Genomic DNA, 23,771 nt, shown 5'->3' on the forward strand with positions numbered 1-23,771 from the left:
TTTCAAACTTGAAATCAATATTTTATGCTTCTTTTGGTTTCGTTAAATAATAAACTGGAATTCCTGTAACCATAATTAACACTCCCCATCCACAGGTTGAGAATTTTGTAATTAATAGAGAAACACAAATCGCAGCAGCAATGATAATGTATAACATTGGCAGAATTGGATATCCAAAAGCTTTGTAAGGTCTTTCTACATCTGGCATTTTTCTTCGTAAGATGAAAATTCCGTAAATCGTTAGAATGTAAAAAATCAATACAATGATGATTACAAAATCTAATAAATCACCATACTTTCCTGTCAAACACAAAGCCGAAGCCCAAATACACTGTGCCCAAAGTGCCCAAGATGGAACGCTGGAATTATTTAAAGTTGCTGCTTGTTTAAAAAACAAACCGTCTTTTGCCATTGTATAATACACTCTTGCACCCGCCATAATTAATCCGTTGTTGCAGGCAAAAGTCGAAATCATAATCATAATTGCAATGATTAAAGCTCCAATATTTCCGAAGATATAATCTGAAGCGACAACTGCTACACGATCAAATTTCGCTGTTGCTATTTCATCAAAAGGAATTACAGCTAAGTACATAATGTTTGTTAAAACGTAAATAATCGTTACTATAAACGTTCCTAAGAACAAACTAAAACCTACATTTCGTTTTGGATTTTTAATTTCTCCTGCAATAAATGTAACTCCGTTCCAAGCATCACTTGAAAATAATGATCCAACCATCGCAGCCGAAATACCGCTAATTAAAGCAGTTCCGCTAATGGGAAGCCAAGAGCCTGTTTCTTTATTAAATGAACGTGTAGTCCAAGCATCTGCCCAATTTGCATCCCAAACAGAAGCTTTTGCGGCAAGCGTTAATCCAAACACGATTAATCCAAGCAATGATAAGATTTTAATAATTGTTAAAACGGTTTGAAGAATTTTTCCGTTTTTTACTCCGCGGCTGTTTATAAAAGTTAGAATTACAATAGTAAGAATAGAGACCAACTGTGCTGCATTGAGTTTAAAAGAACCTAATTCGTATAAAATATTTTCGTCGCTTAAAGGTTCATAAAGATAAGCGGCAAATTTTGAGAAAGCTACTCCAACCGCCGCAATTGTTCCGGTTTGGATTACTGCAAAAAAACTCCAGCCATATAAAAAGGCTATTAATTTATTGTAGGCTTCTTTAAGATACACATACTGTCCTCCTGCTTTAGGAAACATAGCACTTAGTTCTCCATAACTTACTGCCGCAATAATGGTGATTAATCCTGAAATGAGCCAGATTAATGTCAGCCAGCCGGCAGATCCAACTTGTCGGGCAATATCGGCGCTTACAATAAATATTCCAGATCCAATCATAGAACCTACCACAAGCATGGTTCCATCTAAGAGTCCGAGTTCTCTTTTAAAATGTTCTTGTTCGTTTTCTTGCATTTTTTTGGTTTTAGGGTTGGTTAAAGATATACTTTTTTCCGAAATTCTAATCTTGAAATTCCAAATTCTACTTATTCTATAAATCCTTTTGATAACATATTATGTAAAAATTCAAATTACGGTTTTCCATAAAATATAACTTTTGAGAGTATTTACATTTGAAAAAACTAAAAACACAAATCCAATGAAAAAATTTTTACTCCTTTTGTTATTGATTCTAGTAAGTTCATGTTCTACAAATTATTATTTTGTAAATCTTGATGAAGATGCAAACATTTACAGTTCTAAAGAGGCAAAAGAAATAATTGCTGTTATTCCAAAAGGTTATAGTGCTTATATAGAAAAAAGTACAAAGAAATACAGAAAGGTTAAATGGCAAAATTATAAAGGATGGGCTATTGAACCGGTATACAGTAGAACTAGTATTTCTTCAATCAACAATAATTCTTCAAACAGTAATTATACAACTACAACTTATAAGAAAACATCAACAAGCAGTTCTTCTGGCGGATCAGTCCATGTAAAGGGATACACAAGAAAGAATGGAACTTATGTAAGTCCTCATACTAGAAGTTCTCCTAAACGCCGATAAACAATACTAATTTATTTTTAATAATTGCTTTACCTTAGCATTTTAAATAATGCCGTTGTAAATAGCTTTACAAACTTACTAAAGGTTATTTTAATGATGACTCAACAAGAAATACTAATAAATAAAATAGCCCAGGGAAAAATAGATTTTAAACCTGGGCTTGAACTTTTATTAAACGATGAAGATTACAATTTTGAAAAGCTTTTTAAAATTTTACACATTTATATCTTTAATTCTATTCCTAATAAAGTCGATTATAATTCAGAAGTTTATCAAAATGCTCTTAAAACAATTCCCTTAAAATCAACTTACACACCAATAGTTATTCTAAAAACGTTTCCAACTAAAATCGCGTTTAATAAGTTAATATCGCTTCCTTCAGCAGAAAACATCAAAACGATTACTGCATTACTCTGGATTTTTAAAATAACTGATACACAAAGGAGAAACACAGAATGCAAAAATGGATGTGATCATTTTTGGCATCAATTAGATATAACCTCAAACCAAAATAGTTAAACAAAATAAATTCTTCTTAGAACACTTATCCTTTACCGCGTTTAATCGAAATTACTTTGAAAATATTTTATTCTTGATTTAATCACAGAAAATTAAACACAAAACATTGAATAACAACAATTTAATTAGAAAAACTATTAACCAGAAAAAAATATTCTTTCACGTTATTTGGTGTCATTTTTTTACTAAATTTGATAAAGAAGCAAATTAATCTTAAAAACCCAGTAATTACTTTAACAATTGTTCACTAATTTCATTGAACAATAATCCACCTCAAGATTATTGATCAGTTATAGATAGAAACAACTTTATATAAGGCAGAAATTAATATTAACCTACTAATATTTAAGTTTATGTATAAGGTTCAATCTTTAAAAAACTTGCGCTTGCCAAATGTTTTTATTCTTATATTGATCGTATTTATTTCGTGTGCACTCTTAATTTTTATTAATTTTTTCACGATTAAAATTCTTTCAGCCAATAGAGCTTATATAAATGGCGAATCTCATTACTCAAAAGGACAGAAAGATGCTTCTCGTCATCTTATCACCTATTTGTATAATAAAGATCCTAATCAATGGAAATTATACAATGAAGAATTAAAAGTTCCTATGGGCGACGGTATTGCGAGAAAAACTCTTCTAAAAGTAGGCGATAATGAAATTGCCAGACAAGGTTTCTTAACAGGACGTAATCATAGTGATGATTTGAATGACATTGTCTGGTTATTTGTGAATTTTAAAAAAGTCCCATTTCTCGCAAAAGCAATTCATGAGTGGGAACAAGGAGATAATTTGATTGATGAACTTTTTATAATCGGAACACAAATTAATGCCAAAATTCAGTTTAACTCTTTAACAGCAGATGACCAGAAAAAGTTTCTTCACCAAATAAGCACTATAAGTGATAGGCTTACTATTAATGAACGTAATTTCTCTAATACTTTAGGAGAAGGAACCCGAAAAATAAAAACGCTTTTAACTATAACCAATATTATATTTATTCTGATTATCGTTTTAAGTGTTTGTTCGTATTATTCGATTATGGTAAAACGATTGACTATTTCTAAAAAAGAAATTGAGGTCAAAAATGAAAACCTAATTTTAGTCAATCACGAATTAGATCGTTTTGTTTATAGCGCATCGCACGATTTACGGTCTCCCATAACTTCTTTAAAAGGTCTAATTGAAATCACACAACTGGAAGATGATATTGATCAGATTAAAAATTATCTTCAATTAATGCATAAAAGCCTCACAAAGCAGGATCAGTTTATAAGTGACATTATTGATTATTCTAAAAACAAGAGAAAACAAATTGTAATGGAACCCGTAAGTCTTCGCGAACTGTTTAATGAGGCCATTTCACAATTAATGCATATTGAAAATGCTAATAAAATAACTTTCACCCAAGAATTACTAGTCGATGAAATCGAAAGTGATTCATTGCGTTTGAAAATCATTATCAGCAATCTGCTTTCAAATGCTATTAAATATGCTGATAATAATAAGAAAGAAATGTTCATCTCTATTAAATCTTATATTCTGGATGGTTTTAATAAAATTGAAGTAACCGACAATGGAATTGGAATCAATGATGAGTGTAAAGAACACATTTTTGAAATGTATTACGGTACCAATAAAAACAAAGGTTCAGGCTTAGGGCTTTATATTGTGAAAGAGGCTGTAGAAAATATCAAAGGAAACATTTCAGTATTTTCTGAAAGTAACATTGGAAGTAAATTTATTGTAGCTATTCCTGCTTATTATGGAATTTAATCCCGTATTTCTAATAATCGACGACAATTTAATTGATCAGCTTGTTACACAACAATTGCTGAAAAAAGTACTGCATGTTAATCAGGTCGTGATTGTAAACAATGGTCAGGAAGGTTTGCAATGGATTTTAAATAGTAAAAAAGAAACCGAAAAATTAATCGTTTTACTTGACATTCAAATGCCAGTAATGAATGGTTTCGAATTTTTAGAAGAATTCCAAAAATTAAATGACGGGATTAAAAATGAAATCCAGATTTATATTGTTTCATCGACTTTGGATCCGGATGAAATTCATCAGGTAAAGAAAAATGAAAACGTTTCTGGTTTTTTAAGCAAACCGCTTCCTACAGATAATTTAAGAAAGTTTTTTATCCCTTGATTTTTATTCTAAAATGCGGTTTACTTGTGAAAAAGATCTTTGGTAATAGGGTTCTCTTGTAGAAGAAATAATCACACCTCCGTGTGTTGAGGAATGTACAAATTTAATTTCGCCGTCAGCATTCTCAACCACCATACCTACGTGGTTAATATGACGTCTGCCATTGGTTTTAAAGAAAATCAAATCTCCTTTTTGCGCTTCTGCTGAAGCCACTTTAATACCAATTCGGGATTGCTCTATAGAACTTCTTGGTAATTTTATATCGAAATTGCCAAACGTACAATACATTAAACCAGAACAATCAAAACCTGCTTTTGTTATTCCTCCAGATCTATAACGTGTTCCGATATTTTCGGTTGCGTTTGAAATTAATTGCTCTATTAATTCCGAATGATTCCCTACACGAAAAAGGGTTGAATCTGTCTTTACATTAGTGTTGTCAGCAATTTGTATGTTTTCTTCTTTAATAGGTTCAATTTCGTTAGATTCTTTAACTGAATTTAGAACTTCTATAGCATCTGCTTTTTCTTTGCTAGTCTTTATTTTCAAGATAGAACCAACTCGTAATTTCTTTTTAGCAGATGGATTTTGCTTTTCTAATTCTGCAACTGTTATTCCGTATCTTTTTGCAATGGCATATTTTGTTTCTTTCGACTGAACCTCAACAGCAATTTCAACTTCATTTGATGGCATAATATCAGACTTTGAAGTCTCTCTAGCTGTAGTAGAATTTATTACCGATACTACGGCATTTGAAGGAATAATAATCTGCTGCCCTATTTTCAAACCTTCTGTTTCAAGAGAGGGATTTGCTTTCTTTAAATCATCAACAGAAACATTATATTTTTTTGAGATTCCCCAAAGTGTTTCTTTTGCTAGGACTTCATGCGAACCTGAGTTATTAACTATAGCTTCAGATTTTGGTTCTTTAATCTCAGATTTGGTTTTTCCTTGTGCAACACTTTTATTTTTACTCGGAATTAAAAGTACTGAGTTTAGTTTTAGAATCTTAGGAGCGTTTGGATTTGCATCGGTTATGTCTTTTACTCTTACTCCGTATTTTTTAGCAATAACAGAAAGATTATCTCCTTGCGAAATTTTGTGCTTTATAAAATTATCCTGCGCAAAAGCTCCAACACTGAAAAAAATCAAAACTACTACAAATCTAAAAACCATATTTCTCCTTTAAATTAATACTATTGTTTTAAGTCTTATTACATAATTCAACTCAAAAATTACAAATATATTACGTCAATTGCGAATTTAACGCTTAAATCAACAAAAACCATAATTTTTAACAATTAATTTACCTCAAAATTACAAGGGACGAATAACAATTCGAGTCAACTTTTTGACATGCAGATTCTTACCATAAAAACTTTCTTTTATAAAAACTCACATCAATATAACTCCACAACAAGCATAAAAACTATGCTCATCTTTTTGTTATAGACTAATTTCAGCCAGTCAATGTATTGATAGTTTTATCATTTTTTTCTGCAAAATTCCATTACAAAAGTTTTTTATTCAACTGAAATTGCAAAGTACAACTACCGAAAAAGCAAGTTGGTTTACACCAATAAAAAACGCCCTGTTTAACACAGAGCGTTTATTTTTATAATTGAATTTAAAAGATTAGGCTTTTCCAGCTGCAATTAAATTTAATGCAGAACCCGCAACAAACCATCCTATTTGTCCTTCGTTATACGTATGATTGGCCAAAATAATATCTTTTGTGCCATTTGCGTGAACGAATTCTAATGTTAGTGGTTTTCCTGGTGCAAATTCGGTTAAATCTAAAAAGTTAATAGTATCATCTTCTTGAATTTTATCGTAATCGGCTTCGTTTGCAAAAGTCAATCCCAAAAGACCTTGTTTTTTAAGGTTTGTTTCGTGAATACGAGCGAAAGATTTCACTAATACTGCTTTAACACCTAAGAAACGTGGTTCCATAGCCGCGTGCTCACGAGAAGAACCTTCACCATAATTATGATCTCCAACCACAATAGATGGAACTCCAGCTGCTTTGTATGCACGGGCAACAGCAGGAACCGCATCATATTGTCCAGTTAATTGATTTTTAACTGAATTTGTTTTTTGGTTATAGGCGTTTACAGCACCAATCAACATATTATTAGAAATATTATCTAAATGTCCACGGAAGCGTAACCAAGGCCCAGCCATAGAAATGTGGTCTGTAGTACATTTTCCAAATGCTTTAATTAATAATTTAGCACCTGTAATGTTTTTACCATCCCAAGCTTCAAATGGAGCTAATAATTGTAAACGTTCTGATGTTGGATTTACTACCACTGTAACTCCAGAACCATCTTCAGCTGGAGCTTGAAATCCCGGATCTTCAGCATAGAAACCTTTTGCAGGAAGTTCATCTCCCGTTGGTTCATCAAGCATTACTTCTTCTCCATCTTCATTAATTAATTTATCGGTTAATGGATTAAATCCTAAATCACCTGCAATTGCCAAAGCTGTTACCAATTCTGGAGAACCCACGAAAGCTAAGGTATTTGGGTTACCATCTGCACGTTTTGAGAAGTTACGATTGAAAGAGTGCACAATTGTATTTCTTTCTTCTTTTTCAGCACCTTCTCTATCCCACATACCAATACATGGTCCGCAGGCATTTGCAAATACTGTAGCATTGATTTTATTGAAAGTGTCGATAAATCCATCTCTTTCAATTGTAGATCTTACAACTTCTGAACCCGGAGTTATAGTAAACTTCGCTTTCGTTTTTAAATTCTTTGCTGCTACTTGTTTTGCTAAAGAGGCCGCACGAGAAATATCTTCGTAAGATGAGTTTGTACAAGAACCTATTAAACCTACTTGAACTTGTAATGGCCAGTTATTTTTGATCGCTTCTTCTTTCATTTTAGAAATTGGAGTAGCCAAATCTGGAGTAAAAGGACCGTTTAAATGTGGTTCTAATGTAGATAAATTGATTTCGATTACTTGATCAAAATATTGTTCTGGATTTTCATATACTTCTGGATCTCCAGTTAAATAAGGCGCTATTTTATCTGCTGCATCTGCTACATCTGCCCTATTTGTAGAACGCAAGTAACGGCTCATAGAATCATCGTATCCAAAAGTTGAAGTAGTTGCTCCAATTTCCGCTCCCATGTTGCATATAGTTCCTTTACCTGTACAAGACATTGCTTTTGCACCTTCTCCAAAATATTCAACTATTGCTCCAGTACCCCCTTTTACAGTCAAAATACCGGCAACTTTAAGAATAACATCTTTTGGAGCAGTCCATCCTGATAATTTCCCAGTTAATTTAACTCCAATAAGTTTAGGAAATTTAAGCTCCCAAGCCATTCCTGACATAACATCTACAGCATCTGCTCCACCAACACCAACTGCAACCATTCCTAAACCACCTGCATTTACAGTATGAGAATCGGTACCAATCATCATTCCGCCAGGAAATGCATAATTTTCAAGTACCACTTGGTGAATAATTCCGGCTCCTGGTTTCCAGAAACCAATTCCGTATTTATTAGAAACAGAAGACAAGAAGTCGAAAACTTCATTACTTTGTGTTTTTGCTCTAGCCAAATCGGTTACGGCATCCACTTTTGCCTGAATTAAGTGATCACAGTGAACCGTTGTTGGAACTGCTACTTTTGATTTCCCAGCGTGCATAAACTGTAATAATGCCATTTGCGCAGTTGCATCCTGACATGCCACACGATCTGGTGCAAAATCAACATAGTCAACTCCTCTTCCAAACGCCTTGGTTGGATTTCCTTCCCAAAGGTGATTGTATAAAATTTTCTCTGTTAAAGTAAGCGGACGACCAACAATCTCACGCGCTTTATCAACTCGCGCAGGCATGTTCTCATACACTTTTTTAATCATTTCAATATCAAAAGCCATAGATTTTTTTGTTTTTATTATTGTTTTTTGAACATCACAAGTTACAAAAAATAGAACAATTATTACTAAAAAAGCCCGAGTTTTACGACTCGGGCTTTTAAAATATTCTTAAATAATCTTCTGATTACATTACTAACTGTTTGTTAGAAGGTGCAAACTTAGTCAAATTGATTCCGTCTACCGCAGCAGTATATTCTGCCATAGTTGGAGTTCTGCCTAAAATTGTAGAAAGAACCACAACTGGAGTAGATGAAAGTAATGATTCTCCTTTTTTACCTTCTTTATCCTCTACAACTCTTCCTTGGAATAAACGAGTAGATGTTGCCATTACTGTATCTCCTTTAGCCGCTTTTTCTTGGTTACCCATACAAAGGTTACATCCTGGACGCTCTAAATACAACATATTTTCGTATTCAGTACGAGCTGCACCTTTAGGAGCATTGTCGTCAAATTCGAAACCAGAGTATTTTTGTAAAACTTCCCAGTCACCTTCTGCTTTCAACTCATCAACAATGTTGTAAGTTGGAGGAGCTACTACTAGAGGAGCTTTAAATTCAACTTTTCCTTGTTGTGCTTCAACATTTTTCAACATCTGAGCAAGGATTTTCATATCTCCTTTGTGAACCATACACGAACCAATAAATCCAAGATCTACTTTTTTATCTCCGCCATAGAAAGATAATGGTCTGATAGTATCGTGAGTATAACGTTTAGAAACATCTTTGTTATTTACATCTGGGTCAGCGATCATCGGCTCAGCGATTTCATCTAAATCAACTACAACTTCAGCATAATATTTCGCATTTGCATCTGGAGTTAAAGCTGGTTTTTCACCAGATTTAATTTCAGTAATTCTCTTATCTGCTTTGTTGATTAAACCTTGAAGAACTTGTCTGTCGTTATCCATTCCTTTGTCGATCATGATTTGGATTCTGCCTTTAGCAATTTCCAATGACTCGATCAAAGTATCGTCTTCAGAAATACAGATAGAAGCTTTTGCTTTCATTTCTGCAGTCCAGTCTGTAAATGTAAACGCTTGGTCAGCAGTAAGAGTTCCGATATGAACCTCGATGATTCTACCTTGGAATACGTTCTCACCGTTGAATTTCTTAAGCATTTGAGCTTGAGTAGCATGAACCACATCACGGAAATCCATATATTCTTTCATATCTCCTTTGAAAGTTACTTTTACAGATTCTGGAATTGGCATAGAAGCCTCACCAGTAGCTAATGCAAGAGCAACCGTTCCTGAGTCAGCACCAAAAGCAACACCTTTAGACATTCTAGTATGAGAGTCACCACCAATAATGATTGCCCATTCGTCAATAGTAATATCATTAAGTACTTTATGGATAACATCGGTCATTGAGTGATAAACACCTTTTGGGTCACGAGCTGTAATCAAACCAAAGTTGTTCATGAATTTCATCAATTTAGGAATGTTAGCCTGAGCTTTTTTATCCCAAACCGAAGCAGTGTGACAACCCGATTGGTAAGCACCATCAACAATTGGAGAAATCACTGTAGCAGCCATAGACTCTAATTCTTGAGCTGTCATAAGACCAGTAGTATCTTGCGAACCTACAATATTTACTTCTACACGAACATCAGATCCAGCGTGCAACACTTTTCCTGGAGCAATTCCAACAGCATTTTTGTTGAAGATTTTTTCAACTGCGGTTAAACCTTGTCCTTCGTTAGAAATTTCTTTTGATGGAGCAAATACAGCAGGAGCTTCGATATCTAATACTTTAGCAGCGAAAGTCTGCAGTTTTTTACCAAATACAATTGCGTAAGATCCTCCAGCTCTAATGAATTCCTTCTTTTGAGGAGTAAATGATCTAGAAATATCAATTAATTCTTGATCACCACTGTATAATTTTTTAGTTTGAGTATTGATTGTCAAAACAGTTCCTGTAGCCACAGAATAAGCTTGCTCAAGAATTGGCTCGTTGTTTTCGTTCAATACAGGTTTTCCATCTGCATCTAATTTTTTAACCCAGTTTTTAAGGTCAATCCCTATACCTCCAGTAACATCAACTGTAGTAAGGAAAATTGGAGAAATACCATTTGTACCTCCAACAATTGGAGCAATATTTACGAATGGAACGTATGGGCTTGCTTGTTTTCCTGTCCAAAGTGCCACATTGTTTACACCTGACATTCTAGAAGAACCAACTCCCATTGTACCTTTTTCAGCAATTAACATCACGCTTGCATCTGGATGTTTTGCCTGCAATGCCTGAATTTCCTCTTGTGCTTGAGGCGTAATCATACATTTACCGTGAAGTTCACGATCTGATCGAGAGTGAGCTTGGTTTCCTGGAGAAAGTAAATCTGTAGAGATATCTCCTTCACCAGCAATATAGGTAACAACTTTAATTTCTTCAGGCACTTCAGGAAGTTTAGTGAAGAATTCAGCTTTTGCATAACTTTCAATAATTTCTTTAGCGAACGGATTACCATTTTTGAACGCTTCTTTTAAACGGTCAGTATCTGCATCATAAAGAAATACTTGTGTTTTAAGAACTTCGGCCGCTTCTTTAGCAATAGAAGCATCATTTCCTAGAGCTAAATCCAACAACACTTCAATTGAAGGTCCACCCTTCATGTGCGATAATAATTCAAAAGCAAAAGCAGGTGTAATCTCTTCTACAACAGATTGACCTAAAATGATTTCTTTTAAAAACTTTGCTTTTTCACCTGCAGCACTTGTAGTACCCGGTAATGTATTGTAAATAAAAAACTTAAGAGAGTCTTCGCGGTATGCGTTATCAACATCTTTAATTTGAGAAATGATTTCGCTTAATAACTCAGCTCCATCAATTGGTTTTGGGTGTAACCCTTGATTTTTTCTTTCTTCAATTTCTTGAAGATAATCCTGATAAATATTCATAATAAAAGCGGATTTATTTTTTTGAGGCAAATTTAAGCATTAAACACGATAATTAAAAAAAATTTAATAGAACAAGCCATTTCAAAAATTATTATTGCTAAAAAACGATTTTCACTGCTTGTTTTTGTCAAAAAATCAATTTTATATTAAAATAATGAATTATTAACATTTAAAAATCTTTTCTTTAACAAAGTCGAAATTTGATGTTATAAAGGAAGTGAGATTTTTACCTCTATTTTAGAAAAGAACCTTTCTAAATTAGAATTTATAACGTTATAGTTGATACTTTGAAGTCTTTTTTCTGACACTTGTCGAATTTAGAATTCCCCAGAATTTGAGTTATTTTTGCTTAAAAACAAAAAATCCTGATAACGCATTATCAGGATTTTTATGAAGTATGATATTTAAAAATTACATCAGCTTTTTAATGATTGCTTCTTCAGTAATTCCTTCTGCATCGGCTTTGTAATTTTTGATAATTCTATGACGAAGAATTCCTGTTGCTACTGCTTGAACATCTTCAATATCTGGTGAAAATTTACCATTGAAAGCGGCATGTGCTTTTGCAGCCAGAATCAAATTCTGCGAAGCTCTTGGTCCCGCGCCCCAATCTAAATAGTTTTTCACGAAATCATTTGTCAAAGCATTGTCAGGACGTGTTTTGCTCACCAAAGTTACCGCGTACTCAATAACATTATCTGCCACTGGAATCCTGCGGATTAGATGTTGGAAATCTATAATTTCCTGAGCCGTAAACAATGGTTTGATATCTACTTTATTATCCGATGTAGTTTGTTTAACTACTCTTACTTCTTCTTCAAAAGTGGGATATTCCAATTTAATTGCAAACATAAAACGATCTAATTGCGCTTCTGGAAGCGGGTAAGTTCCTTCCTGCTCAATTGGGTTTTGAGTTGCCAATACAAAATAGGGCAAGTCTAATTTATAATTCTGCCCAGCAATGGTTACAGAACGTTCCTGCATGGCTTCTAATAATGCCGCTTGCGTTTTAGGCGGCGTTCTGTTGATCTCGTCAGCAAGAATAATATTTGAAAAGATTGGTCCTTTTATGAATTTAAAATGTCTGTTTTCATCTAAAATTTCACTTCCTAAAATATCCGACGGCATTAAATCCGGAGTAAATTGAATTCTTTTAAAATCTAAACCTAAAGCCTGAGACAAAGTATTTATCATTAAGGTTTTTGCCAAACCGGGAACACCAATTAAAAGTGCGTGTCCGCCTGAAAATATACATAGTAAAATTTGGTCTATAACGGCATCCTGCCCTACAATGATTTTTGCTATTTCGTTTTTTAATTCGCTTCGTTTCTGAACTAAATTGTGAATTGCTGTTACGTCAGACATTTATGAGTGTATTTAAAATTAAAAAGAGTTAACTTTATGAATTCATAAAACTAACTCTTTTTATTTATTTAATAAAAATTATTTTTTTAACCAGTTATTAGCAAAACTACAGTCTCTATATTCACCAATAATCTTAATGTAGGTGTCTTTAATTTTAGCATCAAACCATTTTGCAATTGCATTGATTTGTTTTTCTTTTAATGCTAATTCTTTAATTTTAGTGTAATCTTTAGCATAATCAGCTGTATGTTCGTCAATTCTATTGGTAACAGTGATTAGTTTATATGTTTTCTTTCCTCTGTCATCTGTATTTAAAAGTGGCTGAGAAATTTCATCATCTTTTAAATTTGACACCTGACCATATAAAGTAGGATCCATTTTTGTCAATTCAAAACGAGTATCTTGAGTATTTGGATTTACTAAAGTTCCTCCGTTTGCTCTAGTTTCTTTTTCATCAGATTCTGCTCTTGCTGCATCTGCAAACGAAATTTCTTTGTTCATAATTTTAGCTCTAACATTGGCTAATCTTTCTTTTGCATCCTTTAAAGCACTTTCAGAAACTACAGGAGCAATTAATATGTGACGTAATTCTACTTCTTGTCCTTTAATTTTGTCTACCATAATAATATGGAAACCGAAAGATGTTTCAAATGGCTGTGAAATTTCACCTTCTTGTAAACTAAACGCAACATCTTTAAACTCTTTTACGAAAGGTGTTTTACGAGTCATTTTATAATATCCTCCATTTGGAGCCGATCCTGGATCTTGTGAATATAAAACGGCTTTAGTAGCAAAACTTGACCCTTCCAAAACATCTTTTCGAATTGCATTTAATCGGTCGATTACTTTTTGCTTATCTTCTTTAGAAACTTTTGGTTCGGCTACAATCTGTGCTACTTCCATTTCGGCACCAAAAGTCGGCAATTCGTCTTTTGGTATTTTTTTAAAGAAATTACGAACTTCTTCCGGAGTGATTTCTACATCTTTTACGATTTTATCTCTCATTTCCGAAGCGAGTTTTTGCTCTTTTAAAATATCTGCAAAATATGTTTTAAACTCTTCTACTGAACTTTTTTTATAGTATGCCACTACTTTATCAATATTCCCAACCTGCTGAATCATGTAATTCAGACGCTCTTCCATCATGCTTCTTACTTCGGCATCACTAACAATAATACTATCTTGAATAGCTTGGTGTGCGTATAATTTATCTTCTAAAAGTTTACCAAGCATTTGGCATCTTGTAATGTCTTTTATACTTCCTCCTTGACTTGTGATTTCTAAAAAGCCTTTGTCAATATCAGAATCCAAAACGATATAATCTCCTACTGTCGCAATAATACCATCAATTTTAAGCTTTCCACCTGAATGAGTTTCTGCTGGTTTTTCAGCCACAACATCAGGAATTATTTCTTGTGCTGACACAATTGACGTGAAAAAAAGTGAAAAACAAAACATCATTACAAACTTGTAATCAATTGTTTTTGGCTGTAATTTTTTTAATAACATTTATTCAAATTTTATTTTAATGTAAAATCGCTTGGTATTTAATTCAATCTTAAACTTTTAGAATTTTAAAAGTCTATCAATAAACCTTAGTTCTTATAACTAATAACGAACAAAAATAACAATTCAATTACATAATACAACTATCGGCTATAGTATTAACAAAAAATTATATGGATTAAAATAAAATCCAATAAAACACTTGTTTACAAAAGTATGTTCTATATTATTTAAGTCATCGAAAAAAGAGCCTCAACTATATCGTTTAGAAAAGTTTTTAACACTACAACGTTTTCGCTTCAAACTATTTTCTTACAAAATAAATTCACTTCAAAAAAAAACTACTTTTGATGCGTAATTAATAATTTATTATGCTTAAAAATATAAATACCTATATTTTAAGGCGTAAAAATTAATAATTACGAAACTTTATTAATTTAACCTTAACCACATCTATTATGAAAAAACCTATTTCAAGATTCTTATTGATGGCCGTCACATCGGCATTTTTGTATTCATGTTCTCAAAATGAGACAAATGACAATGATGCTAAAGCAGAAAGCCAGCAGTTTAAAATTATTAATGTAACGCATCACGATGGAAAACCGTTTAGTACAGGTACTTCCTCTTCTCTAACCGGAAAATATGTAGACAACCCTGGCGGCGGTGTTATGATGCAGGCATTTTATTGGGATGTTCCTGCTGGTGGAAACTGGTGGAATACCGTAAGCAGTAAAGTAACCGCTTGGGGAAATGCCGGAATTGGTTCGATTTGGCTTCCGCCAGCTTCAAAAGCACAGAATGGTGCATTTTCTATGGGATACGACCCAACAGATTATTTTGATTTTGGAGATTACAACCAAAACGGAAGTATTGAAACAAGATTTGGGTCGAAAACCGAATTGATAAATTTGATCACTGCCGCTCATAACGAAAACATCAAAGTTTATGCAGATATCGTAATTAACCATAACAGCGGCGGACAATCTGAAGCAAATCCATTTACGGGAACCAACACGTGGACTAATTTTACAGGAGTTGCTTCGGGTAAGTTTCCTCGCAACTATAATGATTTTTACAAAAATAGTTACGGAAACAATGACGAAGGTTCTTTCGGAGGTTTTCCTGATTTATGCCATGCTGCACCAAATGTTCAAAACTGGCTTTGGCTTAGAGCTGATGGTGTTGGAAAATATTATAAAAATACCATGAAATTTGATGGCTGGAGATTTGACTACGTAAAAGGTTTTGGTGCATGGGTTGTAAATGCATGGAATGCTAATGTTGGCGGATTTTCGGTTGGAGAATTATGGGATTCCAATGTAAATGTATTAAATGACTGGGCAAACAATGCCAACAGTTCTGTTTTTGATTTTGCATGTTACTATAAAATGAATGACGCTTTTGACGGAAACAATTTGGCTTTGTTAAATGATGACATGATGTGGAAACGTAACCCATACAAAGCCGTGACATTTGTAACTAATCACGATACAGATGAAATTTGGAACAAATTGTTAGCGTACTCCTATATATTAACTCACGAAGGTTATCCGACCATTTTCTATAGAGATTATGAAGAATGGTTAGATAAAAATAAACTGAACAACCTAATCTGGATTCATAACAATAAAGCAACTGGAACAACTTCCATTTTATATTCTGATAATGATGAATATGTGGCGAGAAGAAACGGTTATAACGGAAATCCAGGATTAGTAGTTTATATTAACAATTCAGATGTTTGGCAGGAAAGATGGATTCAGACCAACTGGGCCAATACTCAAATTAAAGATTTTACAGGAAACTCAACTTGGTACCCAACTACACAAGCAGACAAATGGGTAAAAATACAATGTCCTCCAAAAGGATATTCAATTTGGTCAATTAATCAGTAATTTAAAAATGACTATGTAAGGCTGTTGCAAAACAGCCTTATTTTTTTGTTCGAAAATCCAGTTAAAAGAAAGACTTCCAAATTTAAGAACTGAATATTTTTATAAAGCCGTATTTAATAGTACTTTTGCAACCTATTTATACGAAATATGAGCTTTTTAAAAGAAATACAACGCAGAAGAACATTTGGAATTATATCGCATCCCGATGCCGGTAAAACGACATTAACAGAGAAATTACTTTTATTTGGAGGTGCAATTCAAGAAGCAGGAGCTGTAAAAAATAACAAAATTAAAAAAGGAGCAACGAGTGACTTTATGGAAATCGAACGCCAAAGAGGTATCTCGGTTTCGACTTCTGTGCTTGCTTTTAATTATAAAGATAAAAAAATCAACATCTTAGATACTCCTGGTCACAAGGATTTTGCCGAAGATACTTTTAGAACTTTAACTGCTGTTGATAGCGTAATTGTTGTAATCGACGTTGCAAAAGGGGTTGAGGAACAAACTGAAAAACTGGTTGCCGTTTGTAGAATGCGTAACATTCCGATGATTGTTTTCATCAACAAATTAGATCGTGAAGGTAAAGATGCTTTCGATCTAATGGATGAAGTAGAGCAAAAATTAGGTTTAAAAGTTACTCCTCTGAGTTTTCCAATCGGAATGGGTTATGATTTCCAAGGAATTTACAACTTATGGGAAGAAAACATTAACCTTTTCAGCGGAGACAGCCGTAAAAATATTGAAGAAACAATTGCTTTTTCTGATGTTCAGAATAATCCAGAACTAGATAAAATTGTGGGCGAAAAAGCAGCTAATAAACTTCGTGAAGAATTAGAATTAATTGATGAAGTTTACCCAAAATTTGAACGTCAGGATTACTTAGATGGAAAAATCCAGCCTGTATTCTTTGGTTCGGCTTTGAATAATTTTGGAGTTCGTGAATTATTAGATTGTTTCATTACAATTGCTCCATCTCCAAGAGCAAAAGATTCTGAGACTCGTACAGTTGAGCCAACAGAAGAAAAAATGTCTGGTTTTGTGTTTAAAATCCACGCCAACATGGATCCAAAACACCGTGACCGTTTGGCATTTATCAAAATTGTATCTGGAACTTTTGAAAGAAATAAGCCTTATTACCATGTTCGTCAGAAGAAAAATTTAAAATTCTCAAGTCCGAATGCCTTTTTCGCTGAAAAAAAAGAAATTGTAGATGTTTCTTATCCTGGTGACATTGTAGGTTTGCATGATACCGGAAACTTTAAAATTGGTGATACTTTAACAGAAGGTGAAATCATGAGCTTTAAAGGGATTCCTAGTTTCTCTCCAGAGCACTTTAGATACATCAACAACGCCGATCCTATGAAAGCTAAGCAATTGGAAAAAGGCGTTGATCAGTTAATGGATGAAGGTGTGGCTCAGCTATTTACCTTAGAAATGAATAATCGTAAAGTAATTGGAACGGTTGGAGCACTTCAATATGAGGTAATTCAATACCGTTTAGAGCACGAATATGGAGCTAAATGTACTTATGAAAATTTCCCTGTTCATAAAGCTTGCTGGGTAAAACCAGATGATGCAAAAAATGAAGAATTCAAAGAATTTAAACGTATCAAACAGAAATTCTTGGCTCATGATAAATATGGTCAGTTAGTATTCTTAGCGGATTCTGATTTTACCATTCAAATGACGCAAAGTAAATATCCAACCGTAAAATTATTCTTTACATCAGAGTTTGATTAAACTTTAATAAAATCACGAAAGGCTGTCTAAATTTTAGACAGCCTTTTTTTATAAAGTTATTTTAGTTCTATTTTTCAGGTATATAGTTGACTCCTAATCCTCCCATAATAACAACTTTTGAAAGTTCTTCTTCAGCAATAACAATATTTTGCGACAATATGCTTTTCTTAACTGATTTTACATCAAAAGGAATAGTTTTAGAAAGGTAATAATCATTTGCTGTAATCGTAATAGAAAGAGTTTTACTGTCTTTTAAAACTTTCACTGGAATTAAAAAATCACCTGAGGAACTCATTTTTATTGTACTTTCTGAATCATTAATGGTCAACATCAAATTTGGAAAATTATTTAGGTCAAATGGTCTATTAGTTTTAGCATTTAATAATTTCCCTTTGATTATTATTGAAATCTCTTGATTTTCTGTTTGACTGAAAGCAACTCTTCCTACCCTATAATCAATAGGTTTTGGATTATTTATTTCGGTTTTAATGGGTTCTTTTTCCTGACCACTAACATTGGATACCAGTAAAATAGATGCAGCAACGGCAGCATATTTTAAAGTGTTGATTTTAGAAGTTTCATTATATTGAAATTCTTCCTCAAGCTGGACTGTTTTTAATCTAGCACAGATATTTTTGTCTTTGTTCTCTGAGATGAATTTAGCTACTTCAGAATTCGTCTTTTGACTTAAATCAATGACATTCTTCATGCAAGAATTACAAAATGAGCCATTTGAATTAGGAATCATTTTATCAAAATTTTCAGAGCAAGGACTTGTTATTTCTAAGGTGAATTTCTTTCTCATATCCTATCATTTTAAAGTTAAAATCCATTAAAAGGATCATTTACTTATATAGAGTGCTTTTTTGATAAAAAGGTTGGGAAGGAAATAAAAAAAGCGCTAATAAAAATATTAGCGCTTTTTTTTAATTTGAATTAAATCAACCTTACTAAGTCATTATATTTCAAAAATTAATCTTTAGGCAACTGGAAAATTAAAACAATTTCACAATGAAAAGAAATTTAGTCGACAAACGTAATTTAAATCAGACAAACTGCAATTTTCTCTTAATCCTAAAAATAAAAAAGCCCCATTACTGGGGCTTTAAAGTTTATGCTTGTCCTGCTGGACCAAAATTAAGCGGTATTGGTGCTTGTTCCGTTTCTTTGATTTCGCCGTGGGCTGCTTCAAATCTGTGAATATTTTCACCTATTGCTCTTAATAATCTTTTAGCATGTTGTGGTGTCAAGACGATTCTTGATTTTACCTTGGCTTTAGGAATACCGGGCATAATGCTCACAAAATCTAAAACAAACTCTGATGATGAGTGATTAATAATCGCCAGATTAGAATAAATTCCTTCTGCGACAGTTTCGTCTAACTCAATGTTAATTTGCTCTTGTTGTTGTTTCGGATTACTCATAGTTTCCTAATTAATAAATGTATTCTTCTTTATTAGCCATCATTTCGTTGTAATCGTCTTTAGATCCTACGATAGTATTATCGTATTCTCTCATACCAGTTCCCGCAGGAATTCTGTGTCCAACAATTACATTTTCTTTTAATCCTTCTAAATCATCTATTTTACCAGCTACAGCAGCCTCGTTAAGTACTTTTGTCGTTTCTTGGAACGAAGCAGCAGAGATGAATGATTTAGTTTGTAACGAAGCTCTTGTAATACCTTGTAAAACTGGCGTTGCAGTTGCAGTAATTACATCTCTTGCTACAACAAGATTTTTATCTGTACGTTTCAATAATGAATTCTCGTCACGTAATTCACGAGGTGTAATGATCTGACCTGGTTTCAATACAGAAGAATCTCCTGCATCTTCCACCACTTTCATACCATATAATTTATCATTTTGAAGGATAAAGTCTTTAGTGTGAATTAATTGATCTTCTAAGAATAGAGTATCTCCTGGATCTTCCACTTTTACTTTACGCATCATCTGACGGATTACAACCTCGAAGTGCTTGTCATTAATTTTTACCCCTTGTAAACGGTAAACCTCTTGAATTTCATTTACCAAGTACTGTTGTACAGCAGCTGGTCCTTGAATTCTTAAGATATCATCTGGCGTAATTGCACCATCAGACAATGGAACTCCCGCTCTTACGAAGTCATTTTCTTGTACTAAGATTTGGCTAGAAAGTTTCACTAGATACTTTTTAATCTCACCAAATTTAGATTCGATAACGATCTCACGGTTACCTCTCTTAATTTTTCCAAAAGATACAACACCATCAATTTCAGATACAACTGCTGGGTTAGAAGGGTTACGAGCCTCAAGAAGCTCGGTAATTCTTGGTAAACCTCCCGTGATATCGCCTGCTTTAGAAGAACGACGAGGGATTTTCACTAATACTTTACCTGCTTTAATTTTCTCGCCATTCTCAACCATTAAGTGTGCACCTACTGGTAAGTTGTATGAACGAATCAATTCACCTTCTTTACCGTAAACCAATAAAGTTGGAATTAATTTTTTGTTTCTAGCTTCAGAAATTACTTTTTCTTGGAAACCAGTCTGCTCATCGATCTCAACCATGAACGATTGTCCTTGCTCTAAATCTTCGTAAGCAATCTTACCAGTAAATTCAGAAACAATTACACCGTTATAAGGATCCCATTTACAGATTACGGTTCCTTTAGTAACTACATCACCATCATTTACAAAAATACTAGATCCGTAAGGGATGTTATGCGTATTTAAAACAATTCCGGTTTTTTCGTCAATTAATTTCAATTCTGTTGAACGTGAAACTACAATATCAACTTCATTACCTTCACTGTCTTCACCTTTAACTGTTTTTAAATCTTCAATTTCAAGACGTCCGTTAAATCTTGTCACAATGCTAGATTCTTCAGAGATACCTCCAGCAACCCCTCCAACGTGGAACGTACGAAGTGTTAACTGTGTACCTGGCTCTCCAATAGACTGAGCTGCAATAACTCCGACAGCTTCACCTCTTTGTGTCATCTTACCAGTAGCTAAGTTTCTACCGTAACATTTAGCACAAATACCTTTTAAAGCTTCACAAGTTAATGGAGATCTAACTTCAACTTTCTCAATTGGAGAAGCCTCGATAGTCTTAACAATTGATTCCGTAATTTGCTCTCCAGATCTAACCATGATCTCGTTAGTAAGAGGATTAATAACGTCTTGCAATGCAACACGTCCTAAAATTCTCTCACCCAAAGATTCAACGATTTCCTCGTTTTTCTTCAAGGCAGCTACTTCAACACCTCTTAAAGTTCCACAATCTTCGATGTTGACAATAACATCTTGAGAAACGTCATGAAGCCTTCTTGTTAAGTAACCAGCATCGGCCGTTTTAAGAGCCGTATCCGCAAGACCTTTACGAGCACCGTGAGTAGAAATAAAGTACTCAAGGATCGAAAGACCTTCCTTAAAGTTAGAAAGAATCGGGTTTTCAATAATCTCACCACCACCGGCAGTAGATTTTTTAGGCTTAGCCATCAAACCACGCATACCAGTTAACTGACGAATCTGCTCCTTAGAACCCCTCGCCCCAGAGTCAAGCATCATATATACAGAGTTGAAACCTTGTTGGTCTTCTCTAATATTTTTCATTGCTAACTCTGTTAACTGAGCATTTGCTGAAGTCCACACATCAATAACTTGGTTGTAACGCTCGTTATTTGTGATAAGACCCATGTTATAGTTAGTTGAGATACCTTCAACTTGCTCTCTAGCATCTGCAATTAACTTCGTTTTTTGTTCTGGAATTCTAATATCACCTAAAGAGAATGATAAACCTCCTCTAAATGCGAATTTATACCCCATATCTTTCATATTATCCAAGAAAGCTGCCGTTGTAGGTACATCAGTCACACTTAAAATGTGTCCGATAATATCTCTAAGGTTTTTCTTAGTCAATACGTCGTTGATATATCCAGCTGCTTCAGGTACTACTTCGTTAAATAATACACGTCCTGCAGTTGTCTGGATGATTTTGTACACTAATTCTCCGTTCTCATTAAAATCTTTTGCTCTAATTTTCACACGAGCATTCAATTCTAATCTTCCTTCGTTTAATGCAATGTTTACTTCTTCAGCAGAATAAAAAGTCAAATCCTGGCCAATAATTTTGTGATCTTCTGTAGAAATACGTTCTTTGGTCATATAGTATAGACCCAAGACCATGTCCTGAGAAGGTACAGTAATTGGAGCACCATTTGCAGGGTTCAAGATATTGTGAGAAGCTAACATTAATAATTGTGCCTCTAAAATAGCCTCTGGTCCTAATGGTAAGTGAACCGCCATCTGGTCACCATCGAAATCGGCGTTGAATGCCGTACATACTAATGGGTGTAACTGGATCGCTTTTCCTTCAATTAATTTTGGCTGGAATGCTTGAATACCAAGTCTGTGCAAAGTAGGAGCACGGTTAAGTAATACTGGGTGTCCTTTAATTACGTTTTCAAGGATATCCCAAACTACAGGCTCTTTTTTGTCAATGATTTTCTTAGCAGATTTTACTGTTTTTACAATACCTCTTTCGATCAACTTACGAATAACGAATGGTTTGTATAACTCAGAAGCCATATCTTTTGGCAATCCGCACTCATATAATTTTAACTCTGGACCAACGACAATTACCGAACGAGCAGAATAATCCACACGTTTTCCTAAAAGGTTTTGACGGAAACGTCCTTGTTTACCTTTTAATGAGTCAGATAATGATTTTAATGGTCTGTTTGATTCTGTTTTAACAGCAGAAGCTTTACGTGTGTTGTCGAATAATGAATCTACAGATTCTTGCAACATACGTTTTTCGTTTCTTAAGATAACTTCTGGAGCTTTAATCTCCATTAATCTTTTTAAACGGTTGTTACGGATAATTACACGACGATATAAATCGTTCAAATCTGAAGTTGCAAAACGACCTCCATCAAGTGGCACAAGCGGACGTAATTCTGGTGGAATAACTGGAACCACTTTCATAATCATCCACTCTGGACGGTTTTCGCGGTTTTCGTTAGACTCACGGAAAGACTCAACAACTTGTAATCTTTTTAAAGCTTCAGTTTTTCTTTGTTTAGAGGTCTCGTTGTTAGCACTGTGTCTTAATTCATAAGATAAAGCATCTAAGTCAATACGAGCTAATAAATCCATAATACACTCTGCTCCCATTTTGGCAACAAATTTATTTGGATCTAAATCGTCTAAATATTGGTTTTCTTGCGGAAGAGTATCTAAAATGTTTAAGTACTCTTCTTCAGTTAAGAAATCTAATCTTTGTAATGATTCTCCATCTGCATTTTTAGCGATACCTGGCTGAATTACTACGTATCTTTCGTAGTAAATAATCATATCTAATTTCTTAGATGGAAGACCAAGGATATAACCAATTTTGTTTGGAAGAGATCTGAAGTACCAAATGTGAGCAATTGGCACAACAAGGTTGATGTGTCCTACTCTATCACGACGTACTTTTTTCTCTGTAACTTCAACACCACAACGGTCACAGATGATACCTTTGTAACGAATTCTTTTATACTTACCGCAAGCACATTCAAAATCTTTTACTGGTCCGAAGATTCTTTCGCAGAAAAGTCCGTCACGCTCTGGCTTGTGAGTTCTATAGTTGATTGTTTCTGGCTTTAAAACCTCTCCTCTTGATTCTTTCAAGATAGATTCTGGTGAAGCCAATCCAATAGAGATTTTGTTAAATCTTTTTACTGGATTTTTATCTTTATTGTTTCTATTATTGATCATAGTTTTTACTATTGATTTACT

At 33.8% G+C, this 23,771-nt stretch carries 15 protein-coding genes; 6 read left to right on the forward strand and 9 right to left on the reverse strand.

Going from position 1 to position 23,771, the window contains the following annotated elements:
• Nucleotides 1–22: 22 nt before the first annotated feature.
• Entirely contained in the window at nt 23–1,435 is a 1,413-nt protein-coding gene (locus J0383_RS05745) for an APC family permease (RefSeq protein ID WP_207297483.1), read from the reverse strand.
• A gap of 142 nt (nt 1,436–1,577) precedes the next feature.
• Here J0383_RS05745 and J0383_RS05750 point away from each other — a divergent pair, with 142 nt between their 5' ends.
• The 4 genes from J0383_RS05750 to J0383_RS05765 all read left to right on the forward strand — a co-directional run bounded on the left by J0383_RS05750 (nt 1,578) and on the right by J0383_RS05765 (nt 4,703).
• Nucleotides 1,578–2,027, forward strand: coding sequence for a hypothetical protein (locus J0383_RS05750; protein ID WP_207297484.1), 450 nt, complete (start codon nt 1,578–1,580; stop codon nt 2,025–2,027).
• Nucleotides 2,028–2,051: 24 nt separating this feature from the next.
• Nucleotides 2,052–2,546 carry a DUF5958 family protein gene (locus J0383_RS05755; RefSeq protein ID WP_207297485.1) on the forward strand — a complete coding sequence of 165 codons (495 nt, stop codon included), beginning with the start codon at nt 2,052–2,054 and terminating at the stop codon, nt 2,544–2,546.
• Nucleotides 2,547–2,899: 353 nt separating this feature from the next.
• Nucleotides 2,900–4,324: a sensor histidine kinase gene (locus tag J0383_RS05760; RefSeq protein WP_207297486.1), complete on the forward strand. Its 1,425-nt coding sequence runs from the start codon at nt 2,900–2,902 to the stop codon at nt 4,322–4,324.
• Complete coding sequence (locus J0383_RS05765) at nt 4,314–4,703, forward strand: response regulator (protein WP_207297487.1); 390 nt, start codon at nt 4,314–4,316, stop codon at nt 4,701–4,703. Before J0383_RS05760 ends, J0383_RS05765 begins: the two co-directional genes overlap by 11 nt.
• A gap of 3 nt (nt 4,704–4,706) precedes the next feature.
• Here the strand turns inward: J0383_RS05765 and J0383_RS05770 are convergent, their stop codons facing one another.
• The 5 genes from J0383_RS05770 to J0383_RS05790 all read right to left on the reverse strand — a co-directional run bounded on the left by J0383_RS05770 (nt 4,707) and on the right by J0383_RS05790 (nt 14,373).
• On the reverse strand, nt 4,707–5,879 hold the full coding sequence (locus J0383_RS05770) for a C40 family peptidase (RefSeq protein WP_207297488.1): 1,173 nt from the start codon (nt 5,877–5,879) through the stop codon (nt 4,707–4,709).
• 459 nt (nt 5,880–6,338) lie between these two features.
• The gene (locus tag J0383_RS05775; protein WP_207297489.1) at nt 6,339–8,603 is read right to left on the reverse strand and encodes an aconitate hydratase; all 2,265 of its coding nucleotides are present in this window, start codon (nt 8,601–8,603) and stop codon (nt 6,339–6,341) included.
• Between the two features lie 124 nt (nt 8,604–8,727).
• Nucleotides 8,728–11,499: a bifunctional aconitate hydratase 2/2-methylisocitrate dehydratase gene (locus J0383_RS05780; RefSeq protein WP_207297490.1), complete on the reverse strand. Its 2,772-nt coding sequence runs from the start codon at nt 11,497–11,499 to the stop codon at nt 8,728–8,730.
• Nucleotides 11,500–11,910: 411 nt separating this feature from the next.
• Complete coding sequence (locus J0383_RS05785) at nt 11,911–12,864, reverse strand: AAA family ATPase (RefSeq protein WP_207297491.1); 954 nt, start codon at nt 12,862–12,864, stop codon at nt 11,911–11,913.
• A 78-nt stretch (nt 12,865–12,942) separates the two neighbouring features.
• The gene (locus J0383_RS05790) at nt 12,943–14,373 is read right to left on the reverse strand and encodes a peptidylprolyl isomerase (RefSeq protein ID WP_207297492.1); all 1,431 of its coding nucleotides are present in this window, start codon (nt 14,371–14,373) and stop codon (nt 12,943–12,945) included.
• Nucleotides 14,374–14,828: 455 nt separating this feature from the next.
• Here J0383_RS05790 and J0383_RS05795 point away from each other — a divergent pair, with 455 nt between their 5' ends.
• Both J0383_RS05795 and J0383_RS05800 read left to right on the forward strand, forming a co-directional pair.
• Nucleotides 14,829–16,268, forward strand: a complete 1,440-nt coding sequence (locus tag J0383_RS05795; RefSeq protein ID WP_207297493.1) for an alpha-amylase — start codon at nt 14,829–14,831, stop codon at nt 16,266–16,268.
• 147 nt (nt 16,269–16,415) lie between these two features.
• The gene (locus tag J0383_RS05800; RefSeq protein WP_207297494.1) at nt 16,416–18,008 is read left to right on the forward strand and encodes a peptide chain release factor 3; all 1,593 of its coding nucleotides are present in this window, start codon (nt 16,416–16,418) and stop codon (nt 18,006–18,008) included.
• Between the two features lie 67 nt (nt 18,009–18,075).
• Here the strand turns inward: J0383_RS05800 and J0383_RS05805 are convergent, their stop codons facing one another.
• The 3 genes from J0383_RS05805 to rpoC form a co-directional block, all read right to left on the reverse strand.
• Nucleotides 18,076–18,813 carry a hypothetical protein gene (locus J0383_RS05805; RefSeq protein WP_207297495.1) on the reverse strand — a complete coding sequence of 246 codons (738 nt, stop codon included), beginning with the start codon at nt 18,811–18,813 and terminating at the stop codon, nt 18,076–18,078.
• 307 nt (nt 18,814–19,120) lie between these two features.
• A complete protein-coding gene (locus J0383_RS05810; protein ID WP_008466913.1) occupies nt 19,121–19,432 on the reverse strand; it encodes a DUF3467 domain-containing protein in 312 nt (103 codons plus the stop codon).
• 10 nt (nt 19,433–19,442) lie between these two features.
• On the reverse strand, nt 19,443–23,750 hold the full coding sequence (gene rpoC / locus J0383_RS05815; protein ID WP_207297496.1) for a DNA-directed RNA polymerase subunit beta': 4,308 nt from the start codon (nt 23,748–23,750) through the stop codon (nt 19,443–19,445).
• Between the last annotated feature and the right edge of the window lie 21 nt (nt 23,751–23,771).

Source organism: Flavobacterium endoglycinae, from assembly GCF_017352115.1.
Lineage (GTDB): Bacteria > Bacteroidota > Bacteroidia > Flavobacteriales > Flavobacteriaceae > Flavobacterium > Flavobacterium endoglycinae.

Excerpts from the sequence above, each read along its gene's own strand:
- J0383_RS05785 (WP_207297491.1), bottom strand. The coding sequence starts at position 12,864 with ATGTCTGACGTAACAGCAATTCACAATTTAGTTCAGAAACGAAGCGAA.
- rpoC (WP_207297496.1), bottom strand. The coding sequence starts at position 23,750 with ATGATCAATAATAGAAACAATAAAGATAAAAATCCAGTAAAAAGATTT.
- J0383_RS05775 (WP_207297489.1), bottom strand. The coding sequence starts at position 8,603 with ATGGCTTTTGATATTGAAATGATTAAAAAAGTGTATGAGAACATGCCT.
- J0383_RS05760 (WP_207297486.1), top strand. The coding sequence starts at position 2,900 with ATGTATAAGGTTCAATCTTTAAAAAACTTGCGCTTGCCAAATGTTTTT.
- J0383_RS05810 (WP_008466913.1), bottom strand. The coding sequence starts at position 19,432 with ATGAGTAATCCGAAACAACAACAAGAGCAAATTAACATTGAGTTAGAC.
- J0383_RS05780 (WP_207297490.1), bottom strand. The coding sequence starts at position 11,499 with ATGAATATTTATCAGGATTATCTTCAAGAAATTGAAGAAAGAAAAAAT.
- J0383_RS05800 (WP_207297494.1), top strand. The coding sequence starts at position 16,416 with ATGAGCTTTTTAAAAGAAATACAACGCAGAAGAACATTTGGAATTATA.
- J0383_RS05795 (WP_207297493.1), top strand. The coding sequence starts at position 14,829 with ATGAAAAAACCTATTTCAAGATTCTTATTGATGGCCGTCACATCGGCA.
- J0383_RS05790 (WP_207297492.1), bottom strand. The coding sequence starts at position 14,373 with ATGTTATTAAAAAAATTACAGCCAAAAACAATTGATTACAAGTTTGTA.
- J0383_RS05745 (WP_207297483.1), bottom strand. The coding sequence starts at position 1,435 with ATGCAAGAAAACGAACAAGAACATTTTAAAAGAGAACTCGGACTCTTA.
- J0383_RS05770 (WP_207297488.1), bottom strand. The coding sequence starts at position 5,879 with ATGGTTTTTAGATTTGTAGTAGTTTTGATTTTTTTCAGTGTTGGAGCT.
- J0383_RS05805 (WP_207297495.1), bottom strand. The coding sequence starts at position 18,813 with ATGAGAAAGAAATTCACCTTAGAAATAACAAGTCCTTGCTCTGAAAAT.
- J0383_RS05765 (WP_207297487.1), top strand. The coding sequence starts at position 4,314 with ATGGAATTTAATCCCGTATTTCTAATAATCGACGACAATTTAATTGAT.